Annotated in this window: 19 protein-coding genes and 1 pseudogene; 8 read left to right on the forward strand and 12 right to left on the reverse strand. The window is 66.9% G+C overall.

The window, feature by feature from the left end:
* Positions 1 to 4: 4 nt before the first annotated feature.
* A complete protein-coding gene (locus AC56KW_RS20315) occupies positions 5 to 304 on the reverse strand; it encodes a hypothetical protein (protein WP_497172485.1) in 300 nt (99 codons plus the stop codon).
* 144 nt (positions 305 to 448) lie between these two features.
* On the opposite strand from AC56KW_RS20315, the gene AC56KW_RS20320 reads away from it, so the two are divergent.
* On the forward strand, positions 449 to 949 hold the full coding sequence (locus tag AC56KW_RS20320; RefSeq protein WP_497172486.1) for a DUF6622 family protein: 501 nt from the start codon (positions 449 to 451) through the stop codon (positions 947 to 949).
* Here AC56KW_RS20320 and AC56KW_RS20325 read toward each other — a convergent pair.
* From AC56KW_RS20325 to AC56KW_RS20335, 3 genes are read right to left on the reverse strand one after another with little or no spacing between them, the layout of a single operon-like run.
* Entirely contained in the window at positions 940 to 1,959 is a 1,020-nt protein-coding gene (locus tag AC56KW_RS20325; RefSeq protein WP_497172487.1) for an RsiV family protein, read from the reverse strand. The two genes, AC56KW_RS20320 and AC56KW_RS20325, sit on opposite strands and share 10 nt — an antisense overlap.
* Positions 1,960 to 1,967: 8 nt before the next feature.
* A complete protein-coding gene (locus AC56KW_RS20330) occupies positions 1,968 to 6,425 on the reverse strand; it encodes a translocation/assembly module TamB domain-containing protein (RefSeq protein ID WP_497172488.1) in 4,458 nt (1,485 codons plus the stop codon).
* A complete protein-coding gene (locus AC56KW_RS20335) occupies positions 6,425 to 8,290 on the reverse strand; it encodes an autotransporter assembly complex protein TamA (protein ID WP_497172489.1) in 1,866 nt (621 codons plus the stop codon). The genes AC56KW_RS20330 and AC56KW_RS20335 overlap by 1 nt, the downstream gene beginning before the upstream one ends.
* A 161-nt stretch (positions 8,291 to 8,451) precedes the next feature.
* Here AC56KW_RS20335 and queC point away from each other — a divergent pair, with 161 nt between their 5' ends.
* Positions 8,452 to 9,168, forward strand: a complete 717-nt coding sequence (gene queC, locus AC56KW_RS20340; RefSeq protein ID WP_497172490.1) for a 7-cyano-7-deazaguanine synthase QueC — start codon at positions 8,452 to 8,454, stop codon at positions 9,166 to 9,168.
* A 47-nt stretch (positions 9,169 to 9,215) separates the two neighbouring features.
* Here queC and AC56KW_RS20345 read toward each other — a convergent pair whose 3' ends face one another.
* The gene (locus AC56KW_RS20345; protein WP_497172491.1) at positions 9,216 to 9,587 is read right to left on the reverse strand and encodes a hypothetical protein; all 372 of its coding nucleotides are present in this window, start codon (positions 9,585 to 9,587) and stop codon (positions 9,216 to 9,218) included.
* Positions 9,588 to 9,807: 220 nt separating this feature from the next.
* On the opposite strand from AC56KW_RS20345, the gene AC56KW_RS20350 reads away from it, so the two are divergent.
* From AC56KW_RS20350 to AC56KW_RS20370, 5 genes are all read left to right on the forward strand, one after another.
* Positions 9,808 to 10,038: a hypothetical protein gene (locus AC56KW_RS20350; protein WP_497172492.1), complete on the forward strand. Its 231-nt coding sequence runs from the start codon at positions 9,808 to 9,810 to the stop codon at positions 10,036 to 10,038.
* A gap of 113 nt (positions 10,039 to 10,151) precedes the next feature.
* Positions 10,152 to 10,655, forward strand: a complete 504-nt coding sequence (locus AC56KW_RS20355) for a hypothetical protein (protein WP_497172493.1) — start codon at positions 10,152 to 10,154, stop codon at positions 10,653 to 10,655.
* 100 nt (positions 10,656 to 10,755) lie between these two features.
* Entirely contained in the window at positions 10,756 to 12,705 is a 1,950-nt protein-coding gene (locus AC56KW_RS20360; RefSeq protein WP_497172494.1) for a GAF domain-containing sensor histidine kinase, read from the forward strand.
* Between the two features lie 81 nt (positions 12,706 to 12,786).
* Complete coding sequence (locus AC56KW_RS20365) at positions 12,787 to 13,797, forward strand: cation diffusion facilitator family transporter (protein ID WP_497172495.1); 1,011 nt, start codon at positions 12,787 to 12,789, stop codon at positions 13,795 to 13,797.
* Positions 13,798 to 13,965: 168 nt separating this feature from the next.
* Complete coding sequence (locus tag AC56KW_RS20370; protein ID WP_497172496.1) at positions 13,966 to 14,433, forward strand: META domain-containing protein; 468 nt, start codon at positions 13,966 to 13,968, stop codon at positions 14,431 to 14,433.
* A 7-nt stretch (positions 14,434 to 14,440) separates the two neighbouring features.
* Here AC56KW_RS20370 and AC56KW_RS20375 read toward each other — a convergent pair whose 3' ends face one another.
* The 3 genes from AC56KW_RS20375 to AC56KW_RS20385 all read right to left on the reverse strand — a co-directional run bounded on the left by AC56KW_RS20375 (position 14,441) and on the right by AC56KW_RS20385 (position 18,554).
* On the reverse strand, positions 14,441 to 16,030 hold the full coding sequence (locus AC56KW_RS20375; protein WP_497172497.1) for an aspartate-alanine antiporter-like transporter: 1,590 nt from the start codon (positions 16,028 to 16,030) through the stop codon (positions 14,441 to 14,443).
* A gap of 103 nt (positions 16,031 to 16,133) precedes the next feature.
* On the reverse strand, positions 16,134 to 17,639 hold the full coding sequence (locus AC56KW_RS20380) for a DUF3369 domain-containing protein (protein WP_497172498.1): 1,506 nt from the start codon (positions 17,637 to 17,639) through the stop codon (positions 16,134 to 16,136).
* Positions 17,640 to 17,816: 177 nt separating this feature from the next.
* Positions 17,817 to 18,554 (reverse strand): DNA-formamidopyrimidine glycosylase family protein, encoded by a 738-nt coding sequence (locus AC56KW_RS20385; protein ID WP_497172499.1) that lies wholly within the window; start codon positions 18,552 to 18,554, stop codon positions 17,817 to 17,819.
* 165 nt (positions 18,555 to 18,719) lie between these two features.
* Here AC56KW_RS20385 and AC56KW_RS20390 point away from each other — a divergent pair, with 165 nt between their 5' ends.
* On the forward strand, positions 18,720 to 19,214 hold the full coding sequence (locus tag AC56KW_RS20390) for a DUF3016 domain-containing protein (protein WP_497172500.1): 495 nt from the start codon (positions 18,720 to 18,722) through the stop codon (positions 19,212 to 19,214).
* Positions 19,215 to 19,287: 73 nt separating this feature from the next.
* Here the strand turns inward: AC56KW_RS20390 and AC56KW_RS20395 are convergent, their stop codons facing one another.
* The 4 genes and pseudogenes from AC56KW_RS20395 to AC56KW_RS20410 form a co-directional block, all read right to left on the reverse strand.
* Positions 19,288 to 20,442 carry a hypothetical protein gene (locus AC56KW_RS20395; RefSeq protein ID WP_497172501.1) on the reverse strand — a complete coding sequence of 385 codons (1,155 nt, stop codon included), beginning with the start codon at positions 20,440 to 20,442 and terminating at the stop codon, positions 19,288 to 19,290.
* Between the two features lie 22 nt (positions 20,443 to 20,464).
* A complete protein-coding gene (locus AC56KW_RS20400) occupies positions 20,465 to 20,956 on the reverse strand; it encodes a hypothetical protein (protein ID WP_497172502.1) in 492 nt (163 codons plus the stop codon).
* A gap of 22 nt (positions 20,957 to 20,978) precedes the next feature.
* Positions 20,979 to 21,590 carry an RNA polymerase sigma factor gene (locus tag AC56KW_RS20405; protein WP_497172503.1) on the reverse strand — a complete coding sequence of 204 codons (612 nt, stop codon included), beginning with the start codon at positions 21,588 to 21,590 and terminating at the stop codon, positions 20,979 to 20,981.
* An 80-nt stretch (positions 21,591 to 21,670) separates the two neighbouring features.
* Positions 21,671 to 21,850, reverse strand: a pseudogene (locus AC56KW_RS20410) (IS1595 family transposase); the annotation flags it as partial.

Here is a 21,850-nt window from a genome sequence, read left to right on the forward strand (position 1 = left end):
TATTTTATGAGTTTGTGCTTTTCAGCCAGTCGCGGCCCTTGGCATCGAGCGCGGCGTCGATGACGTCCTGCGGCAGGCTGTAGACCGTGGCCCAGGTGGCGCGGCCGTCGATGTCGTTCGACGGGAAGCTGGTGGTCTCGATCGGCCAGTGGTATTTGCGCTTCAAGGCGCGAACGATGGCGGCCAGCGTGACGCGGCCGCGCAGCGGCTCGGCGCCGGCCTGGTCGGCATTGGACAGCAGGACGGCCAGCACGGCGCCGCGCGCGGTGCGCGGGCCGGGGAAGATGGGTGTTTTGCGCGGCATGGCCGGATTCTACCCGGCCACACGAATTCTCGCGCCGCGCACGTGCATCTCGCGCCGCAGGGATGACGCTTCGTCGCATGGCATCACGCCCTGCGCCGCCGACCCACATACTGGCTTCACTTTCAATCACCGCCGGAGAGCGCCATGCTGATCCAGATCCTGAGCCACACGCCCCTCTACGTCTGGGCCATCCTCGCCTTCCTCGTCTGGCGTGGCGTCGCCGAGCTGCGCGGGCGCGAGATCGCCGTGGCCAGGCTGTTCGTGCTGCCGCTGGTGATGCTCGCGCTGTCGCTGCATGATATCGCACTCAAGTTCGGGCTCAATGCGACTGCGCTGACGGCGTGGATGGCGGCTTTTGCAGCGGCGGCATTACCGGCCTGGCGCTTCGGCCGCATGCGGCTGACGCCCGGGGCGGCGCCGGGCCGGGTGCGCGTGGCCGGCAGTGCGCTGCCGCTGGTGCTGATGCTGTCGATCTTCGCGGTCAAGTATGTGACCTCGGTGTTGCTGGCCGTGCGTCCCGACCTGGCCGGCCAGCCGGCAGCGGCGGCATTGGTCTGCGCCACGTTTGGCATCTTCAACGGCTACCTCCTGGGCCGCCTGCGGCGCGACGTCGCAGTCGATCACGGCCGCCTCGTTCAGTCGTAGTGCGGCAGGTTCTTGGCGCAGCTTCCCAGCTCGGCGCGGGTCAGGAACACGCTCGGGGTGCCCTGGGCGAAGCTGCCTACCTCATACGGATCCCAGTGGAACTCGATGCCGGAGGGCAGGGGAATGAACTTTGGTTCCTTGAACACGTCCAGTGCGCCCTGCTCGGCCCACGACAGCCCTTGCGCCCCCAGTCTGGCCACGAGCGCGGTGGAGACTTTTTCGCGGCACGCCGTGCCGGCATCGACGAAGGCGGTGAAGCGGGTGTGCACCGCCTTGCCGCCATCCAGCGCATAGTGGCGCGTCGTCGATCGGTAGTTGCCATGGGCCGCGCCCCAGCCGAAGGTCCAGGCGCTGGCGTCGAGCGATAACTGGTCTGCCGAATGCCAGCGCACCAGGATCCGGTTGGTGCATTCGGTATCGGCGTCGCAGCGGCCCGCCACGGCGCGTACCCATTCGTCCAATGCGCCATCCTTGAACACGGGGAACAGCGCGGAAAACACGAACGGCTGGTCCGAACCCTCGGCCCGGGCCTCGGGTGACGGCCTGGCCAGCGCTACCGCCCGGTACAGAACGACACGCCTGAGGGTGAACGGCAGCTTCCTGGCCGGTCCTTCCTGCGTCCAGCTACCCTTGCCTGCGCGCCGGTCGGGCTCCAGCACGATCGAGAATCTTTCAGGCGCCTGCGCGCCCGAGTCGAGCAGTGGCGCCAGCTTCGCCACGCCTGCCGGAGCGTCCAGCGTGGCCAGTTTGCGCGCCTTGCCGGTGTAGCCGCGTGGGAACCAGTAGGCCGACGCCATGATCTTTGCGGCGTCGCCCGGCAGGCCGCCTGGCGCGGGATAGGCCAGCGCGAGCTGGAAGGGCGTGCCGTCCGGGAAGCGGCCCTCGTACAGTCCGCCGGCGTCCCACTCGATGCGTTCGGGCGCCCGCAGCAGGTCGCCATGGTCTTGCGCAGCGGCGGCGCTGGCGGCGATCGCCAGCAGCATGGCGGCGAGGCAGGAGGCCGCTCCCATGCCGGGCCTTAGTCGAACGCCCACGAATACAGCACGTCCAGCGCGCTATTGGTCCCGGTCTGGAACTGCAGCGCAATGCGCGGCGTGAGCTTGTAGCGCAGGCGCACCAGGCTCGACGCGGTGCTGGTGCCCTGCTCGAAGCTCAGGTAGGCGCGCGACGAGATGCGCTTGCCGACCGTGACCACGGTGCTTTCCAGGCCCGACGAATCGCCGCCGTTGTTGTTCTGCTTGAGCCCCAGTTCATCGACACCGAGCGAATTGGCGATCTTGGACTGGATCCCGCCGGTGCCGCCGCTGCCGCCCAGCAGGGCGCCCGCGGCCGCCGTCAGCACGCCTTTCTGGTCGCCGCTGGCCGCTTCCATGCTGTGGCCCAGCACCAGCCAGGACAGCTTGTCGCTGTCCGACACGTTCGGTGTCGACACCAGGCGCGCCGTCGGCGACTGCGCCGTGCCGCGCACCTGCACGCCGGCTTCGACGTTGGTCTCGGACAGCTGCTCGCCTTCGGGGCGCTTCCTCACCGCCAGGATGTCGAGCGACGGGTTGTCGTAGGGGCCGCTGAAGGTGAGTATCGCGCGTTCGATCGACAGGTTCTGGCCGTAGGCCGCGTAGGTGCCGTTCACGGCGCGGATGGTGCCGTTGATGCGTGGCTGGCCGGCGCCCGTCATGCGCACCCGCGCAGTGCCGGCCAGGTAGGCATCGATGCCCATGGCGCGCACGTGGAAGTCGTCGCCCAGGTCGGCCGCGAGGTCGACCGTGAGCGGCACTTCCTTCTCTTTGGTGGTCGGCGTTTTCTTTTCCGTGCCGCGCCCCAGGACGATGACGTCGTCCGAGATCGTCGGCGTGCCCTGTGGCGCGAATTCGATCAGCGCACGGTCGGCGCGGAATTTACCCTCCAGCGCGAAGCGGCTGGCGTCGCGCACCAGCGAGGCCTGGCCGCTGAGGATCACCGTGCGGTCCGGACGCGACAACGCTTCGAGCTTGTCCATGTTGAGGCGCACGTCCATGGTCGGCGCGCCGTCGGCGAAGCGCACGAAGCCGCTGGCGGCGGCGCTGCCCTGGCGGCCCTGGAAGGTCAGGCGCTCCACCCGCAGCTGGTCGCCGCCGAGCTGGGCGCGCAGTACGCCATTCTGCAGGCGCACACCCTGTTCGGCCCAACGCACCGCCAGCTTGTCGCCATCGAGATTGCCGTTCAGGCTCGGCGTGCCGATGGTGCCGCTGCCGGTCATCGCCAGGCGCAGCGCGCCATCGAGTTCCAGTCCCGGCTGGCCGGCCAGCGACGCCAGCCAGGCAATCGACGGGAGGTCGGCATTGGCCGTCATGCGCAGCGGGCTGTCGCGCTCCAGGCGGCCGTTCAGCATCTGCGCATTGGCCTCGACCTTCGCCACGCCGGTACGGGCGCCATCGAAGTCCAGGTTCACGCGCAGGCTGCTGCCGACCACTTCGGCGCTCGCTTCGAGCTTGCGCAGGCCGAGCGGCACCGGAGTGTCGCCGCCGACGATGGCGTCGCCCCCCTCGCGGAACACGCGCACGTTGCCGGCCAGCGAAGGCGCGGCACCGGCGGCGACCGGCGCGCGCATGTCGACCGACCAGGCAGCGCCCAGCGTCAGGTCGCCGCGCGCATTGTCGGCCAGGGCAGGGGAGAACTGCGCCAAGTAAGTCAGCGGCACCTTGTCGGCGTGGCCGCGGCTGCTCCAGCGTGGGCCGTCCTTGGTCAGCGTATCGACCGTGATGCTGCCGTTCGGCAGGGCGATCACGGCGCCGTTGAAGGCGATGCGTTCCGGGCTGGCCAGGCCGCCCAGGCCTGAACCCGGTGCGCCGGCGATCGTGACCGGGACCGGGTTCTGCAGGCGCATCGCGTAGCGGCCACGATTCTGCAGGGCGGCCAGGGTGCCGCTCCAGGTGTCGCGCTTGAAGCCGCCACGGATCTCGGTGTTGGCGTCGAACGCGTCGCCGAGCGCAGACAGCTTGACCGTGTGCGCGCCGCGCGTACCTTCGGACTGCAGGCGCACCGACGATACGCGGGTCTCGCCGCTGACGTAGTCGAGCACCTCGACCTTGCTGACCAGCGGATCGGCCGCGCCGCGGCCGGAACCCAGGTTGGCGCTGGCGCGCAGCGAGCGCACATTGTGCGTGCCGAGCGCCCTGAGGTTCTGGCCCTCGATGGTGGCGCTCAGCGACGGCGTGTCCATGGTGCCGGACAAGACGCCCGAGCCGCGCAGCACGCCGCCGAACCCCGGGCCGAACGCCGCCAGCTGCGGCGCGTCGATCTTCCAGTTCAGTGCATCGCTCGCGGCGCCGAAGGCCCCGGTCGCGGCGATGATATTGGGGCCGACGCGCAGGTCGACGTCGGTATTCGACACGTGGCGGCGGTCGGCCGTCAGGCGCGCGTGGCCCCGGAACGGCGAACTGCCGAGGGTCGAATCGTCCGTCACCCTGAAGTCGAGCGCCCCGCGCCAGTCGGCGCCGGCACGGCCGCTGCCGCTGAACGACGAATTGATATTGCCGGCCAGCGGAGAGCCGAAGGCGGCCGGATTGAACCGTTGCGTGCTGCCGCTGGCCTTGACCTCGACCGCACGTGCATTCTCGGGCCCGCCGAGCCAGGCTTCGCCGCTGGCGCGCAGCACGCCGCTGCCGCTCTTGCGCTGGGCCGCGACCCAGCCCAGGTCCTGGGCGTTGACCTCGAACGTCGTGCGCGGCGCCTGCATGGTGCCGGTCACGACGCCATTCGCGGTCACCGCGCCATAAAGGTCGCTGCGCACCGCCGCCAGCTGGCGGCCATCGAGGCGCCAGTCAAGGCGGTCGCCGGCGCCGCCGAAGGCGCCCTTGAGGTCGACCTTGTTCTGGCCCAGCGCCAGGTTGGCGTCGATGCCGCTGATGCGTTTCGCGTCGGCGCTCAACTTGCCGCGCCCGGCGAGCGCCTGGTTCATCAGGCGGCTCTGGCGCACGACGAAGTCGGCGTCGACCTTCCATTCGGGGCTGAGCGCCCCGGCGGCGTTGATCGTGGCGTTGATGTCGGCCACGGGCAGGTCGCCAAACGCCGAAGGATCGAAGCGGTTGGCGTTGGCCGTGGCCTTGAACGCCTGGTCGCCCTCGAGACTCATGCTGCCGCTGGCGGTGATGCTGCCGCGGCCCGCGTTCAGGCGCGCTTCGTTCAGTGTCGCGACGTTGTTCTCGAGCGTGGCCAGGGCCGCCAGGCGCAGGCCGGCGTCCGCCAGGTTCGCTTCCAGCGTCTGGCGCGTGGCCTCGTTGGTGACCGCGATCGTGCCCTTGATGGCGGTCGGCTTCATCGCCGAATGGACTTCGCGCAGGTTGAAGCGCTCGGTCTGCAGCGCGAAACGCGCGGTGCCGAGGCCTTCCTCGTCCTGCTCGCGCTTGACGCCGCCGGTGCCGGTGAACTTGCCGGCGGCGCCGAAGTCGAGCAGCACGTCGGACACTTGCAGCGCATTCAGGTTGCCGCCCAGCTGGCCGCGCGCGGCGCGCAGCGGCAGGCGTTGCTGGTCGATCGTGCCTTCCGGCCCGGTGTTGGTGATGTCGACGCTGCCGCTGATATTGCGGTTGGCGTCGAGCTTACCGGCCAGGGCGAAGGTCAGGTCGGCCGTCGGCAGGGCGGGATTGAAGAAGCCCGGATCGAGGTTGCGGCCATTGACGCGCAGCGCGCGCAGCGGGATGTCGGCATACGGCGCGATCGTGAAGTGGGCGTCGCCGACCGCGCGCCCGGCCTGGCCGGTGGCGTCGATCTGGGTCGCGTTCTCGAGGTCGCCGCTCACCTTCAGTTGCAGCTGGGCGGCGCGGGCGCCGGCGCTGGCCTGCGATTGCGTGAGGCTCCCCGAGGCGCCGATCTTGAACGGCCGCTGTGCGCCGACGGTGGCGTTGGCCGCCACCTGGCCCCACGGCGTGCTGGCCGCCGCATCCTGCACCACCCAGCTGCGCTTGTCGCCCTTGGCGCGCAGGCGGATATTGTCGATGGCCGTTTCGGCGCCGGCGATGTTGACCATCGTCAGGCGGTTCAGGCGTGCGTTGTCGACTTCGATGCGAAACGGCGGCGCGAGGCTGGCCGGCAGCACCGACGGCTCGTCGGTTTCCTTGAGCGTTTGCATGCGCACGCTGGCGGCCCACAGCTTGTCGACCAGGATGCCGCCCGACAGGATCTGGGACGGCGACCAGTCGACGTCGATCTTGACCGCCGTGACGATCTGCTCGTCGGTACGCCACACGAGGCGCTCGATATGCATGGCGCCGTAGATCGAGCCGGTGACGCCGGTGACGGTGAGCTTGCCGCCGGTGGCGTCGGCCACGCGCTGGACGATCATCTGCAGCGTGGTCTCGCGACCAAGGTACCACAGCGTGCCGCCGACGATGACGCCGGTCGCGACGACGCCGATCGCTACGCGGCGCGGCCAGCGGCGCGGCCTGGAGGCCGGCGCCTGGCCGGGCGTTGGCGCTGGATTGGTGTCAGGTGTATCCATCAGAACGTGAATCCGAGTGAGAAGTGCAGGCGCGCCTTGCGCACCGCGTGGCCATAGGCCAGGTCGACGTTGATCGGGCCGACCGGGCTGCGCCAGCGCGCGCCGACGCCGTAGCCCGACTTGGGATTGAGGTCGCCGAACTTGTCGGCGGCATTGCCGACGTCATAGAACACGGCCACGCCCCAGGGCGGCTTGAACCAGTACTGGTATTCGGCGCTGGCGGTGGCCAGGTAGCGCCCGCCCACGGTGGCGCCGTTCTCCTGCACGCCCAGTTCCTGGTAGCCGTAGCCGCGCACCGACTGGTCGCCGCCGGCGCGGAACAGGAAGGTGCTCGGCACACCCAGCTTTTCTTTCGAGGCCACGGCGCCGGTCTCGCCGCGCAGGATCAGGCTGCCGGCGGCGCCGACCGGCTTGTAGTACAGGCCGCGCAGGTACAGGCGCAGGAATTTTTCGTCGGTCAGGATCGGCAGCACGGCGCCGCCGAACTGGGCATTCCACACATAGCCGTTGGTCGGCTGGATCAGGCTGTCGAGCTTGCGCCGGGTGATGCTGTAGGTAAGCGGAAGACTGCGGGTGCGGGTCGGCTCCAGGCCCTCGACCTCGCGTTTTTCGGTCAGCACCTCGAAGGTCAGGCTGCGTTCGAGCAGCGGCGTGCCCCAGGCGCGGCGCGCGGCCACGCTGGCCAGCGTGGTGATCTCGCCGCGCAGGTCCTCGCGCTCGATGCCGGCGCTGACGCTGTCGTTATAGCCCTTGGCGGTGGTCGGCCAGAAGAATTCGCCTTTCGCGGTCTGGCGCTTCTGCTCGTAGATCAGGTCGCTCTTGAAGCGCTTGCCGAACACGTTCAGGTCGTCGTAGCCCAGCGACGCGCGGGCGCCGGTATCGGTCGAGAAGCCGACGCCGGCCTCGACGTTCTTCTGCTTGTTCTCGGTGACGCGGATCACCACCGGCAGCACGGTCGGACCGGTCGGCGGTTCCGGCGTGGCCGGGTTGGCGTCGCTGTCGGCGTCTTCCTTGATGTCGGCGATCTCGGCATTGAGCACGGCGCGCATGTCGGTGCTCACTTCGACGCTGCTGAAGTAACCGGTGTCCTGCACCCGCGATTGCAGGGCCTGCAGGGCGGCTTCGCTGTATTCGTCGCCCGGGTTGATCTTGTTGAGGTTGGTGATGACTTCGCGCGGGTAGCGTTTCAGGCCGCGGATGCGCAGCTCGCCGAAGCGCATCTCGGGACCGGAGTCGATCACCACGCGCAGCAGGGCGCGGCGCGAATCCGGGTCGACCGTGGCGCTGGTCTCGACCAGGCGCGCGCGCGGGAAGCGCGTCTGCGCCACGTCGCGCAGCAGGCCGCGCTTGGCGCCTTCCCAGTCGCCCTGGCGGAACTGGCTGCCGACCGGCAGCGTCCAGCGGTTGCGCAGGGCGTTGGCGTCGAACGGCGCGCCGCCTTCCTCGAACGGGGCGAAGCCCTGCAGCACGAGGTCGACGTCGCCGACCAGCACCGGCTGGCCCGGGTCGACGATCACGCGCGCCACGGGACGCTCGCCGCTGGTATCCAGGCCGGCGGAGACCTTGGGCGAGTAATAGCCTTCGGTGGCGATCAGGGTGCGCGCCTGCTCGGGCGCTTCTTTCACCAGGCGCTGCAATTGTTCGAGGTCGACCCGCGCATTGCCGCGCCAGCGCATCAGGTCGAGGTTATCTTCGAGCAGTTCTTCGAGCGCGCGCGGGGCGTCGATGCGTACCGTGTAGTCGACTCCCCGTGTATCTTGTGCGTGGACGGCGGCGGTGAGCAACAGCGCGCCCAGGCCAAGGCAAGCATGGCGCATCAGCCGAGGCAAGGGACGCAGGCGGGGAATCGATCGAAGTAACAACATGGCGCTCCACTGAGAATACTCGTTCGCATCTTAACTGATTGGCAAAGTCGATGTCGTCACGAAACGTTGTGTGCGCGCCTCGGAAAAGCCCTGCACACACGGTGTTGGCGATTTGTGACAGAATGCGCCGCTTGTACAGTTGCTCTCTTTTCTTCCAGACCATGACCACACCATCTTCCGACACCGCGCTCGTGCTGTTCAGCGGCGGCCAAGACTCCACCACCTGCCTCGCCTGGGCGCTGCAGCGCTATGCGCGGGTCGAGACGATCGGTTTCGATTATGGCCAGCGCCACGCGATCGAACTGGAGGTGCGTCCAGGTCTGCTGTCGAAACTGCGCGCGCTCAGTCCCGCATGGGACGCGCGCCTGGGCGATGACCACATGATCGACCTGTCCCTGATCTCGAAGATTTCTGACACGGCTTTGACCAGCAATGTTGCGATCGCCATGCAGGAAAACGGCTTGCCGAACACGTTCGTGCCGGGTCGCAACTTGATGTTCATGACGGTGGCGGCCACGGTGGCCTACCGGCGCGGCCTGAACGTCCTGGTGGGCGGCATGTGCGAAACCGATTTCTCGGGCTATCCGGACTGCCGCGACGACACGATGAAGGCGCTGCAGGTGGCGCTCAACCTGGGCATGGCCACGCGCCTGAAGGTCGAGACCCCGCTGATGTGGATCGACAAGGCGCAGACCTGGGAGCTGGCGCGGCAGGAGGGCGGCGACGCCCTGGTGGACCTGATCCGCTTCGACACCCACACCTGCTACCTGGGCGAGCGTGGCGAGGCGCATCCCTGGGGCCATGGCTGCGGCACTTGCCCGGCCTGCGCCTTGCGCGCGCGCGGCTACGAACAATACGTGGCGCGCAAGTCGGCATGAAAAAGGCCGGGATGAATCCCGGCCGGCGGTGGCAACCGTGACGTCGTTCAGGCGCCGGCGGTCTTCGCCAGGTTGACCTTGCGCGAGCGGGTCACCAGATACCAGACCAGTGCCGCCGGAATCACCAGCGGCAGCAGCAGCGGCGAAATGGCCAGGGCCAGGATCACGGCGCCGATCGCCAGCGCGCCGAGCAACATCACGCCGACGCCGGCGAAGATCACCGCCAGCAGCACGCCCACCATCATGGTGATGAAGGCCGCCAGCAAGGTGCCGCCGCCCGCGAACAAGGTCGCCAGCATGAAGCCCAGCGGGCCGTCGATCTCGTCGCCATCGAAGTGGACCGTCATGTCGTTGCCCCAGCTATTGAACAGCAGGGCGGCGAACAGGAACAGGATGACGTAGGGGGCGTATTTTTTCATGGCGGTCCTCGCAGATAAGTAGGGTGTCGGTGCAACGTTTTGTGCTTGCATGCTCGAACTGTATGCCTGCGCGCGGTGCGCATCCACCGGCATGCGACAGGCCGCAATTTTTGCGGAATAAAGCGCGCATGGGCGGGGCCGGCAGGACCGCCGGCAATTTTTCTTCTTGTAATGGCGACACGGTTTCCTATACTGACTGTCTCTGTTACAGGAGGACCCCATGCAAGCTGCGTTTCACGGACTCCGGGACCGGTTGGCAATGGCGCGCGGCGGACCGAAAGATCCGCCATCGGCGCCGCCGGCCATCCCGCCGATCATCATCAACCCGTTCAACCGGCACACGCCCGCACCCAACGGCGACCCGCGTCCGATCCCGGTCGGCCCGCCCGTCATGCCGCCGCCGGGTCCCGACTGGCGCTTTCCGCGCATCGTCGACGATTGTCCCGCTTGATATTGTCGAGTCACCTCGAAAAAGGCCCGCACTGCTTGCGCATGCGGGCTTTTTCATGGGCCCGGATTCCTCTATGATCGTGGTTTTGGGCGCCAGCCCGTAGAAGGAAGTAGATGAACGACCACACCCACGATCACGATGGCGAAGAACAGGACGCCGGCCCGGTACAGGAACCCCGCCTGTGGCAGGGCAATGGCTGGACCGCGCGCGTGATCAAGAACGACGATGACGAAGGCTGGGCGGTGGCCATGTACAAGGACGGCGAGCCAGAACCAGCCCTGGTCGGTCCATGGACCATGGGGCGCGACAAGAAGAACCCCAAGCCGCTCGATGTGAATGCCTTCAATACCTTGATCAAGACCGCGTCCGAGGTGATCCGCCGCCACGAGCAGCACCTGCACGCGATCCTGCACAAGAACCTGTTCGTCTCGACCGGCGAGGGTGAATTGAAGGTCACGCTCGATATCGTGCCGGATGACGACGACCCCTACGCCTTGCTGGCCGCGACCGACGAGATGGGCGAGCAGGTGGCGAAGGTGCGCGTCGCCCCGACTTTCAAATTGACGCAGGCCTCGGCCCTGGCCTGGATCGACAACGATTTCCGCGCGCCGCGCTGAAAAACGACAATCGCCCGCCATCTTGATGCTGCGGCGGGCGTCAAGCTGCTACTATTTCCTCTGCGCATTTATTTGCATTCAACGAATACGTGGGGGAAGCATGGAACGTCTTGACCGGCTGGAAGCGGTCCAGTCGATGCTGCTCGAGATCGGGCAATTATCGACCAGCTGCAGCGACATCACCGCATTCATCGAAGCCGTGCACCGGGCGCTCGGGCGCATCATGTATGCGGCCAATTTCTATGTCGCCCTGGCCGACCGCGAGGACGGCACCGTGTGCTTCGTATACTTCGTCGACGAGACGGATGAAGGACCGGACCCCAACGAACGCATCACGCTCGCTTCGCCCGAGCAGTCGCCCACCGCTTGGGTGCTGCTCAACCGCGAAGCCCTGGTCCTGACCGCCGCCGACTTCGCAGCGCGCAGCGGCGCCGTCTGGGGCAGCGGCAGCGCGGCGGAGCACTGGATGGGTTGTCCGTTGCTCGACCAGAACCACCAGGCGCTGGGGGCGATGGTCATCCAGAGTTATTCCAGCGAGCAGACCTATAGCGCAGAAGACCAGGCCTTGTTCGCGCTGATCGCGAACCACGTGTCGAACGCGCTGCAGGGCCTGCAGAGCATGGACCGCCTGGAGCGCGCCGTGCAGGAGCGCACCGCGGCGCTGGCCCACGAAGTGGCCGAGCGCGGCCGCGCCGAGAAGGTGCAGCACGCGCTGTACCAGATCGCCGACCTGTCGGCCCAGGCGCTCGACACCGACCTGCTCAGCGCCAGCCTGCACCGGATCATCGGCGAGCTAATGGTGGCCGACAATTTCCTGATCGCCTTGTATCACCCGGATACCGAGGAAATCAGCATCCCGTATTTCGTCGACCAGAAGGACGATACGCCGCCGCTGCAGCGCTTCCCGTTCGGGAAGGCCATGTGCTCGTACGTCTTGTCGAGCAAGCAGGCGCAGTTGCACGACCTGGGGAGCTTCAGGCAGCTGGTCGCCAACGGCATCGTCAACGAACCGCTCGGCAATACCGGCATCGCGAGCTGGATGGGCGCGCCGATGCTGGTCCACGAAAAGCCGTATGGCGTGATCGTGGTGCAGAGCTACGACCCGGCGATCGTCTACAGCAAGGCCGATCTCGACCTGCTGGCCTTCATGGCCAGCCACGTGGCGGTGGCGATCGCGCGCATGCAGGCCGACCGCAGGATCCGCAAGGCCAAGCAGGAGCTCGAGCAGCAGAATGCGGCGCTGAACGAGGCCCTGCACGCGCTGCAGGAAGCGCAGTCGGAACTGGTGCGCCAGGAAAAGCTGGCGTCACTGGGGCGCCTCGTGGCCGGCGTGGCGCACGAGATCAATACCCCGCTGGGCATCTGCGTGACGGCGACCAGCCACCTGGTGCAGGAACTCAAGCTCACGCGCGAGGAGCTGGCGGCGGGTGAAATGACCGAGGAAAGCCTGGCGGGCTTCTTCGACGTGGTCGACCAGTCGCTGCGCATCATGACCACCAATACCCAGCGCGCGGCGGCGCTGGTGCGCAGTTTCAAGCAGGTGGCGGTGGACCAGTCCTCGGGCGACATCCGCAGCTTCAATCTCGGCGCCTACCTGAAGGAAGTCTTGCTGTCCCTGCAGCCGAAACTGAAGGGGCGGCCGGTCACGGTCGATGTTGCGTGCCCGCAGGACCTGGTGCTGGACAGTTATCCGGGCGCGGTGTCGCAGATCGTCACCAATATGGTCATGAATTCGCTGGTGCACGGCTTCGAGCGCGACCAGCCGGGCAAGATCACGGTGCGGGCCGCGCTGGAAGACGATGGCTGGATCGTGTTCGACTATGCCGACGACGGGGCGGGGATGGACAAGGACACCCTGGACAAACTGTTCGATCCGTTCTTCACGACCAAGCGCGGCACCGGCGGCAGCGGGTTGGGGGCGCACATCCTGTACAACCTGGTGACCGGGGCGCTGGGTGGATTGGTGCGGGTGGAGAGTGCGCCGGGGGAGGGGCTGCGGTATCACCTGCGCTTCCCGCGCTCGCTGCGCAAGGAGAAAGCGGCGGCCTGAGGGCAAGCGACTGCAGGTGCGGCGCCGTACAGACGCCTCGACGACAGCGCGCCATGCTGGAGGCCGGATTCGGAGAGGCGCATGAAAGTCGACATGCATGGCAACCACGCCGGGGCACCGGCAGACCAGATCACGCAAGAACCTCCGGCGCCCGGCGCCCCGGACCAGGCGCCACGCCAGGGCTCGCAAAAAGTCATCTACGCCGCGATCGTCGCCAACCTGGGCATCGCGCTCGCCAAATTCAGCGTGGCCGGGATCACCGGCAGCGCGGCGATGGTGGCCGAGGGCATCCACTCGGCCGTGGACACGGGCAATGAGTTCCTGTTGCTGCTGGGCGAACGCCGCAGCGCGCGTGCGCCCGACCGCAGGCATCCTTTCGGCTATGGAAAGTCGCTGTATTTCTGGGCGCTGATTGTCGCGCTGTCGGTGTTTTCGCTCGGTGGCGGGCTGTCGATCTATCACGGCGTCGCCGCGCTGCAAGACCCGCCGCCCCTGGAAGACCCATTCTGGAACTACGTCGTCCTGGGGGCGGCCGCCGTGTTCGAGGGCTATAGCTGGAATGTGTCGCGCGTGGCGCTGAACGCGGCGCGCAAGCCCGGCACGACGTTGTGGCAGGCGGTCCGCGCGAGCAAGGACGCGTCGGTGTTCACGGTTTTCATCGAAGACTCGGCCGCACTGCTGGGCATTGCGATTGCGGCAGGCGGCATTGCGCTCGGCCATTATTTCGACAACCCCTATGCCGATCCGATCGCCTCGATCCTGATCGGCCTGCTGTTGATCTGCGCCGCCCTGGTCCTGGCGCGCGAGACTGGCGGCTTGCTGGTGGGCGAAAGCATCGACCGCGACCAGCTGGCGTCGCTGCATGCGCTGTTCGTGCGCGAGCCTGCGCTGAGCAGCGTCGCCAGCCTGCGGACGATGCAGATGGGGCCGGACGATGTCCTCCTTGCCGCCTCCGTCCAGTTTCGCCGCGGCATGCGGATCGACGAGGTGGAGCAGGCGATCGGCCGCATCGAGGCGGCGATCGCGGCCGAGCACCCGATTATCCGCCACGTCTATTTCGAGGCGTCGGCGCTGCGCGCCGCATTGCGCTGATCCGGCCAACTGGGGCCGCGCTGACCGTCATGAGCGGCGCGCACTGAGGAGTGATACTCGGCGGCGGCGGCGAACCGGATGGTGAAAGGATGATCAGGACGATATGCATTGCCGGAACGGGATACGCGACCGGATGACGACATAAAGGAAACAATCATGCAGCCAAGAATGACAAGCCTCCTTGCCGCAGCACTGCTGTGCTCCGCCTGCGCCGGCAACGCGCCCGGCCCTGGCGCGGCCTCCACCCAGGCCGGCGCCAGCGCCCCTGCCAGCACGGCCGTCCTGGCCGGCACCAGGTGGCAACTCAAGGAAATCCAGTCGATGGACGACAGCCAGGGCACGATCCGGCCCGGCGCCGACTGCGTGTATTCGGTCCAGTTCGGCGCCGACGGCAGGGCGGCGTTCCAGCTCGACTGCAACCGCGGCACCGCCGGCTGGCGCAGCACGCCGGAGGGCGGCCTGGCCTTCGAGGGCCTGGGGATGACCCGCGCCATGTGTCCGGAACAGTCGCTCGATACCCGCATCGCACGCGATATGGGCCATGTCCGCAGCTATTCGGTCCGCGCTGGCGTCTTGTCGATGAGCCTCATGGCCGACGGCGGCATCTACCGGTGGACCAGCGCCGGTACGCCTTGACCCGGGATCAGCCGGTCCAGATGCCGATCACCTGCACCAGCAGGATCTTGAGCACCGTCATGGACGGGAAGATCATGGCATAGCCGACATCCGGCCGGTCGGTCGGCGCGATCCGGTTGGCGAACGCCAGGATCGCCGGGTTGCCGGTGGCGCCGGCCACGATGCCGGCCACGCTGTCGAACGGCAGGCGAAACGCGAACAGCGCGAGCGCCATCGTCACCACGACGATGGTCGCCACGATGGCGCTGCCGAGCAGCAGATACAGCCAGCCGCTGTCGGCGATGGTCGCGGCGAAGGTGGCGCCGGACGACAGGCCGACCACGGCCAGGAACAAGGTCAGGCCGAAATTGCGCAGCACCAGGTTGGCCGAGACCGGCATCGTCCACTGGAACGGTCCTGTGCGGCGCCGCCAGCCGAGCAGGAGCGCTACCAGCAACAGGCCGGCGAAGCCGAGCGCAAAGTCGCCGAACAGCGGCAGCGGCCAGTGGATGGCGCCGAATCCCAGGCCCAGCGCCACGCCGGCGCCGATGCCGATATAGTTGATTTCGCCGGTGCTGCGCACCGAGTCCCCGAACAGCTGGCGCAAGGCCGGGAAGCTCGTGCGCGGGGCCAGCACGCCGATCCGGTCGCCCATTTCCAGGCGGCGCCCGGGCGCCAGCGGCAGCTCGGCATCGCTGCGGCGCAGGTGCAGGACGCGCGCATTCAATGCGGGCGGGATCGCCAGTGCGCCCAGTGCGACGCCCACCAGCGCCGGGTTCGAGACAAAGAAACGCTCGTAATCCAGGTCGCCGCGGTCGTGCAGGATGCGGCCCGGACTCTCGTGGCCAAAGCGCGTCGCGGCATCGTGCAGGGTGGCGCTATCGATGCCGGTGACCAGCAACACATCGCCGGCTTCGATGCGGATGGCGTCGTTCGCCACCAGGTTGTGGTCGCCGCGGCGCAGCGCCGCGATGGCGCTCCCGGCCGGCAGGTTGCGCGCCGCCTCGCCCAGGGTCATGCCCAGCACGCTGAACTCGGAAACGTCGATTTCTTCGATCTGGAGCCGGGCCGCCCCGGCCGCGCTCACGGCCGGCTTGCGGATGGCGTTGTACAGTCCGAGCAGCAGGATCGGCACCGCGACACCAACCGGGTAGGCGACCGAATAGGCCGTGGTCGAGGCGCCGCCGAACGCCGCCAGTGCGGCCTGCAGCGCGGCGGTGCTGGTGCCGGCGCCGGCAAAGGCGCCCATCGCATGCGCCAGGTCGATCGCCGGCAGCCACCGGAAGGCGGCCATGGTGAGCGCGAGGGCGCAGATGACGGCAATGCCCGCCGCGATGTTGGCCTTGGCGCCCTCGACGCTGCTCAGGCCGCGCCAGAACTGGGCGCCATAGGCGATCCCGGTGCCGTACAGGAACAACAGCAAGCCCAGGTTGCCAAGCAAGGGCGGCAGGACGAGCTGCGGCACCGCGGCGCCGATGCCAAGACCGACGAACAGCACCGCACCGGAACCCAGCGAAAATCCCTTGATGCTGGCCGCGCCGAGCCGGTAACCGATTGCGATCGCCAGGAACAGGGCCAGCAGCGGCTGGCTCGTGAGCAACAGGCCGAACTCGGTCATGCGCCGCTTCCTTCGATCGGATGGATGTGGCGCCTATTCTAACGACGCCAGCATTTCGCGGCTGTACGGCATGCATCCATGCCCGAGGCCGACCCCATGCCGTTCAGTCGGGCCACTTCTCGTTGATCGCCAGCGCCTTGTCCATATTCCTGATGAGCAGGTCGACGTACTTCGGATCCAGATGGTGCCCCGCTACCTCGCGCAAGTGCTCGGTCACCTTCGCCGGCGGCCACGCATCCTTGTAGCAGCGCTTGTGGCTCAAGGCGTCGAACACGTCGGCCACCGCCACGATGCGCGCATAGGGGTGGATGTCGTCGCCGCGCAGCCCCTGCGGATAGCCGGTGCCGTCGAATTTCTCGTGGTGCTGGTGGGCGATCACCGCCGCCGCCTTCAGGATCGGCCGCTGCGAGCCGTCCAGGATCTGCAGCCCCACCGTCGGGTGCTGCTTCATGATTTCCCATTCTTCCTCGGTCAGGCGGCCGGGCTTGAGCAGCACCGCGTCCGGCGTGGCGATCTTGCCCACGTCGTGCATCGGCGCGGCGTGCATCAGCACCGCCGTCTCGTCTTCCGGCATGCCCGAGGCCTGCGCCAGCATGTGGCAGATCTGGGACATGCGGCGCACGTGGTTGCCCGCTTCGTGCGAGCGCGATTCGACCACGTCGCCCAGGCGCAGGATCAGCTCGGCCTGGGTGTCGGTGATTTCCTGGTTCAGCAAGATGTTGTCGAAGGCGATCGCCACGCCCGAGCAGAACACTTCCAGCAACTGGGCGTCGATGTCCGAGATGTCGTCCACGCCCTTCAGTACCAGCAGCGACGCCTTGCCGCTATTGTTCGGGAAGTAGCCGACATAGGTGTCGCCGTGCAGGCGCGAGATGCGGTTGTGGCGCGCGTCGTCCAGCTGGGACATGAGTTCGGGGCCGATCTCTTCCCCGCCCATGTCGCCGATCTGGGCCAGCACCTCGTACTGGCTGGTGCCGGTGATGACGCTGGCCGCCTTCAGGCGCAGCAGCATGCTTTGTTCCAGGCGCAGCAGGGCTACCACCTGCTGCAGCAGGCCGTTCGCGAAATCTTTCAAATTACGTTGCTGGAAGATGTGGGCGGAGGCGGCGATCACCCGTTCCAGACCTTCGCGGTAAGTCTGCTGCACGCGACGCGCTTCCTCGACCTTCATGATGTCGCGGTAGGCGCGCAGGGCGGCGAAGGTCGTGGTAAACAGCTTGGTGCGGTCGAGCTCGGTCTTTTCCTTGTAGTCGTTGATGTCGTAGTCGACGATCACGCGTTCCTCGGGCGCCTGGCCCGGCTGGCCGGTGCGCAGCACGATGCGGGTAAACTGATTGTCGAGCTCCTGGCGCATCCAGCGCGCCACTTCGAGGCCGCTGTCTTCGCGCTCCATCACCACGTCCAGGAACACCAGGGCGATGTCTTTTTCGCGCGCCAGTACTTCCTTCGCCTCGGCGCCGCTGTAGGCATGCACGAAGGATAGCGCGCGGCCGTCCAGGCGGAAGCGTGTCAGCGTGAGCTTGGTGATGTCGTGAATATCGGGCTCATCGTCAACCAGCAATACTTTCCAGGGTGCGAGCTTGGGCACAGCGGAAGACAGGAAGGACATGGCGAATCCGATATCGTTGGAATGTTGTCAGGCTATTTCGTGGAAAAAATATCCCAGAGTCAAGTCGATTGTAGTACGACCCATGACCCTTAACAACAGGCAATATTGAAACGATGACGCGACAATGTAACAGGTGCTATGACCCGAAGCGGTGTTGCAGGGAAAAACAAGCCAGTCTCAGGCGTGTAGTTTCTGACAACGTTCACAGTAAAAGGCGCGGCGGTTGGTGCGGCCGAGATTGGCTTTCTTGAAAGGGATGTCGCAGCGCGGGCAAATCTTCTTGGCGTGGGCCAGCCAGTGCTGCTTGAGCACGAACGCTTTTTTCCAGCCGAGGAAATCGAAGCTGTACTGGCGCGCCTCGTCGACCAGGGCGCGCAGTTTTGGCGCGGGCAGGGCGCCCATCGTCGACAGCGGATGGACGCGGATGCGAAACAGCACCTCGTTCTTGATGATGTTGCCGACGCCCGAAAAAATGTCCTGGTCGAGCAGGGCGTCGCAAGCCAGCATGCCGGGCTGGGCGCGCAGTTTCTTGCGTGCCCGTTTCGGATCCCAGCGATCGGACATGACGTCGGCGCTGAAATCGTAGGCCTCGAAGGTCGCGCGGTCGATTTCACGGATTGCGCAGGCGTAGAAATTCATTTCGCCGCCGTCGTCCGTCTCGATCGACAGGCGCGGCTCTTTATCGCGCCGCTCGTCGATGCGGTAGGTGCCGAACAGGAGAAAGTGGATGCGCAGGACGAGGTCGGGCAACTCGATCAGGAAATGCTTGCCCCAGGTGTGCAGGCCGACGATGCGCTGGCCCACCAGTCGGCCCGGATCGACCGCGCGGACGTTGCCGCCGGCATGCGCGATTTTCTTGCCCACGAAGCGGGTCGTTTGTTCCTTCAAGATGACGAGCGATGGACCTTCCGGCATGGCGTTCCCCCCTTGTGCCATTCTCATCCATCACCATCTGATTGCGGTGTGCGGGGCCTAACATTTCGATACAAACTACGACGATTCGAGACGAGCATGGCTGGTGGAAGCGGCGTATATTTCAATGCAGGATGAAAGATGGAAGCAAACCGAGGAGCTAGAGCGATGAAATCATTATTGATGAAAACGGCCTTCGCGGGCCTGTTCGCGCTGACAGCGGGCGCCGCATCGGCCGGCGTGACCGTGAATTACATCGAATCCGACAAGTTCGCCGACCTGCCTTTCGCGCCATGGGAGCGCGAGCAGGTGCTCAGGGAATTGAGCGACTATTTCGCCAAGCTGGGCGAGAAGCTGCCTGAAGGCCAGGACCTCACGATCGAGGTCACCGATATCGACCTGGCTGGCCGTGAATACCCGAATTTCCGCGGCGGCCGCGAGCTGCGCATCCTGAAAGGCACGGCCGATTGGCCGATCATGAACCTGCGTTACTCGCTGACCCAGAACGGACAAGTGCTCAAGGGCGGCGATGCGCGGCTGGCCGACATGAACTATATGCAGCGCATCAACCGCTTCTCGGACAGCGACAGTTTGCGCGCCGAGAAGCGCATGATCGATGACTGGTTCAATGAGACCATCCTGCAGAAGAAGCGCGGCAGCTGAGCGTTCACTATCAATCTGAATTGTCCGCAGCGTGGGCGGCGCCCCCGCCCACGCTGCGCACGCCGGTGTCGTTCTAGTTGTCCTTCCCATACGTCGCCGTCCTGCTCACCTTGAGCGGATCATTCACCTTGTAGTCCGACGGCACGCCGAACAAGGCTGCAGGAGGCTCCCCGCGCTTCAGGTTGTCGAGCTTGTACACCACGTCGCCGCTGCGCGGGTCGCTGCGCTTGTGGTAGACCGTGACCTGCAGCTCGGGCGAGTACCAGGTCTCGCTGCTCACTTCGATCGGATCGCGATTGCCGATCTCGCCGGCGGGAATCGCATAGCTGCGCTGCCTGCCCTCTGCCCGCACGCCCGCGACCTCGCGCGCGCCCAGCTCGCGCGTGACCGCCTTGGCCGACCACTTGCCGTCGTTGGCGGCGCCGACGATCAATGGCGCGATCCGGGCCGACATCGCATGCGCGGCAGGCATCGCGGCCAGCGCCGGCTGGGCGATGCGCACACGTACTTCAGCCGGTTCGCCGCCGCGCTGGACCTCCTTGACGATGATGTGGGTGCCCTCCGGCAGCTTGCCTTCCTTGCGTAGCTGGTCGATGCGGGCGCGCGCCTCGTCGGCGGCCTTGCGGGCCAGGTCGGCCTCGCGGCGCTGCTGTTCGGCCTTGGCGCGCGTACCTTCCGCCTGGGCACGGGCCTGGGCCGCGGCGATCCGGGCTTGCGCCGCAGCGGCGCGCGCGGCATCTGCTTCGGCGCGCGCCAGTTCCGACGTGATCCCGATCCGCGTGGCGGTCTTGCGCCCGGGATGGAGGATCCAGCGCGCACCGATGACCGGGTCGCTGATGGTGATGGTGCGCAGCATGCCGTCGCCGCCGCGCACCTCGGTGCGGGTGCGGCCCGCGCCGTCGCGGTATTGCATCGCGCTCGACCTGTTGACGATCTGGTTGCCGTCGGCCAGCCGCTGCATGCTTTCGGAGACGGCTTCGGCGCTGTACGGTGCATTCTTGACGATGCCGGACGTCGAAATCCTGAGCATGGCGCCCGTCAGACTGGCGCTGTCGCCGGCACGCAGCGCGGCCTGCTGGCCCGGCGGCAGGGTGATCGTGCCCTGGCGGATCACGATGCGGCGTTGGCCGTCATTGCCTTGCTCTATCGTGTCGTCCTCGGCCACGGCCACGCCCGGTGCCAGGACGCTTGCCAGCATGGTGGCGATCAGGATGTTCATGGTCTTCATATAGTCCTCACAATGGATGGTGTCAGTCGGCGGCGCTCAGGCGCAGCGCCAGGGGATGGCCGTCCTCGGCCACCAGCATTTCGGCGCGCACCGTGCCGCCCGCGGTTTGCGGATTGAGCGGCATGCCCAGCGGCGCCAGCGCGCTTTGCGGCAGCTCGGCCTCGACCACCCGCGCATGCGGTTCGCGTTCGATCCGTTCCAGCGATTCAAGCGCGATGAAGGCGGCGCCGTCCTCGATGCCGACCACCGGTGGGCCGACCGTGATCACCTGATGCGGCGCCAGCGCCAGCAGAAGGGCCATGCCGCATAGCGAAGCCAGGGCGCCGGCCGTGCCCCACTGGGGCAGCGACAGCTTGCGGTACCAGGGCTGCTTCTTGGGGAACCGGCGCGCGAAGGCCTGCAGCAATTCCTTTTCCACGCAGCGCGGGGCGTCCATTCCGGCCAGCTCCTTGCGCAGTGCGGCGAAGCGGGTCGCCAATGCAGGACCCGGATTGTCGTGTTGGTCGTTCATCATTTTCCTTCCAGCGTCATTCGCTTCATGCGAGGTGCGCATCGTTCGACGGCGCCCCTTGCAGCCCATGCAGCCGCTTGGCCAGTGCTGCACGAGCGCGCGCCAGGCGCGAACGCACGGTGCCGATGTCGACCTGGCAGACGATGGCGATCTCCTGGTACGACAGGTCGTGCAGCTCGTACAGGATCAGCGGGTCGCGGTAGTGTGGCGGCAGCAGGGACAACGCGCGCCGTACTTCCTCGGCGGCCTCGTTGCCGAGCAGGCGCGCCAGTGGTCCGGCGGATTCGCTGGCCGCATCGAGCTCGAGTTCATCGTCGTCGTCGAGCGGCGCGGGCAGTCGCGGATGGCGCTGGCGCGCCGCGTCCAGCTTGAGCGCGAGATTGCGCGCCACGCCGAACAGGAAGTGCTGCAACTGGCCGCGCAGCGGGTCGTAGCCGAGCCGTCCCGTCAGCAAGCCCATGAAGCTTTCCTGGACGATGTCGGCCGCCGCATCGCCCGAACCGCAGCGCAGCAGCGCGTAGCGGTACAAGGGCCCCTGGTGCCGCCGGTACAGCGCCGTGAACGCATCGGCCTGCCCGGCGTGGACCTGGCGCAGCAGTTCGGTATCGGTGGGTTCGGCGGTCAAGGTCAAGGTCATGGCAGTGGTCTTTTCTTGTATTGCGCCGAGGGCCTCAAAAAGTTCCAACTATTTTTAGAAAACAAAAGGCGATGTCACCGTTACCTATGGATGAATCCGATCGCGATGCGTAGCAATTGCTCGACAGAAGTAACTCGCCCACTATCGAGGGCCCACAGCCAACCCAGGTAATTCGGCAGGCGCCATGACGCCACGCCATGAAAGCGCGCCAACCACTCCTTGAAGCGTCGGTGATAAGCGTTCACGTTTTGCACGTGGAT

The organism is Telluria sp. RT2P19 (assembly GCF_059685725.1).

Bases quoted from the DNA above. Each gene is read 5' to 3' on its own strand.
- AC56KW_RS20315 (WP_497172485.1), bottom strand. From the start codon at position 304: ATGCCGCGCAAAACACCCATCTTCCCCGGCCCGCGCACCGCGCGCGGC.
- AC56KW_RS20320 (WP_497172486.1), top strand. From the start codon at position 449: ATGCTGATCCAGATCCTGAGCCACACGCCCCTCTACGTCTGGGCCATC.
- AC56KW_RS20325 (WP_497172487.1), bottom strand. From the start codon at position 1,959: ATGGGAGCGGCCTCCTGCCTCGCCGCCATGCTGCTGGCGATCGCCGCC.
- AC56KW_RS20330 (WP_497172488.1), bottom strand. From the start codon at position 6,425: ATGGATACACCTGACACCAATCCAGCGCCAACGCCCGGCCAGGCGCCG.
- AC56KW_RS20335 (WP_497172489.1), bottom strand. From the start codon at position 8,290: ATGTTGTTACTTCGATCGATTCCCCGCCTGCGTCCCTTGCCTCGGCTG.
- queC (WP_497172490.1), top strand. From the start codon at position 8,452: ATGACCACACCATCTTCCGACACCGCGCTCGTGCTGTTCAGCGGCGGC.
- AC56KW_RS20345 (WP_497172491.1), bottom strand. From the start codon at position 9,587: ATGAAAAAATACGCCCCCTACGTCATCCTGTTCCTGTTCGCCGCCCTG.
- AC56KW_RS20350 (WP_497172492.1), top strand. From the start codon at position 9,808: ATGCAAGCTGCGTTTCACGGACTCCGGGACCGGTTGGCAATGGCGCGC.
- AC56KW_RS20355 (WP_497172493.1), top strand. From the start codon at position 10,152: ATGAACGACCACACCCACGATCACGATGGCGAAGAACAGGACGCCGGC.
- AC56KW_RS20360 (WP_497172494.1), top strand. From the start codon at position 10,756: ATGGAACGTCTTGACCGGCTGGAAGCGGTCCAGTCGATGCTGCTCGAG.
- AC56KW_RS20365 (WP_497172495.1), top strand. From the start codon at position 12,787: ATGAAAGTCGACATGCATGGCAACCACGCCGGGGCACCGGCAGACCAG.
- AC56KW_RS20370 (WP_497172496.1), top strand. From the start codon at position 13,966: ATGACAAGCCTCCTTGCCGCAGCACTGCTGTGCTCCGCCTGCGCCGGC.
- AC56KW_RS20375 (WP_497172497.1), bottom strand. From the start codon at position 16,030: ATGACCGAGTTCGGCCTGTTGCTCACGAGCCAGCCGCTGCTGGCCCTG.
- AC56KW_RS20380 (WP_497172498.1), bottom strand. From the start codon at position 17,639: ATGTCCTTCCTGTCTTCCGCTGTGCCCAAGCTCGCACCCTGGAAAGTA.
- AC56KW_RS20385 (WP_497172499.1), bottom strand. From the start codon at position 18,554: ATGCCGGAAGGTCCATCGCTCGTCATCTTGAAGGAACAAACGACCCGC.
- AC56KW_RS20390 (WP_497172500.1), top strand. From the start codon at position 18,720: ATGAAATCATTATTGATGAAAACGGCCTTCGCGGGCCTGTTCGCGCTG.
- AC56KW_RS20395 (WP_497172501.1), bottom strand. From the start codon at position 20,442: ATGAAGACCATGAACATCCTGATCGCCACCATGCTGGCAAGCGTCCTG.
- AC56KW_RS20400 (WP_497172502.1), bottom strand. From the start codon at position 20,956: ATGATGAACGACCAACACGACAATCCGGGTCCTGCATTGGCGACCCGC.
- AC56KW_RS20405 (WP_497172503.1), bottom strand. From the start codon at position 21,590: ATGACCTTGACCTTGACCGCCGAACCCACCGATACCGAACTGCTGCGC.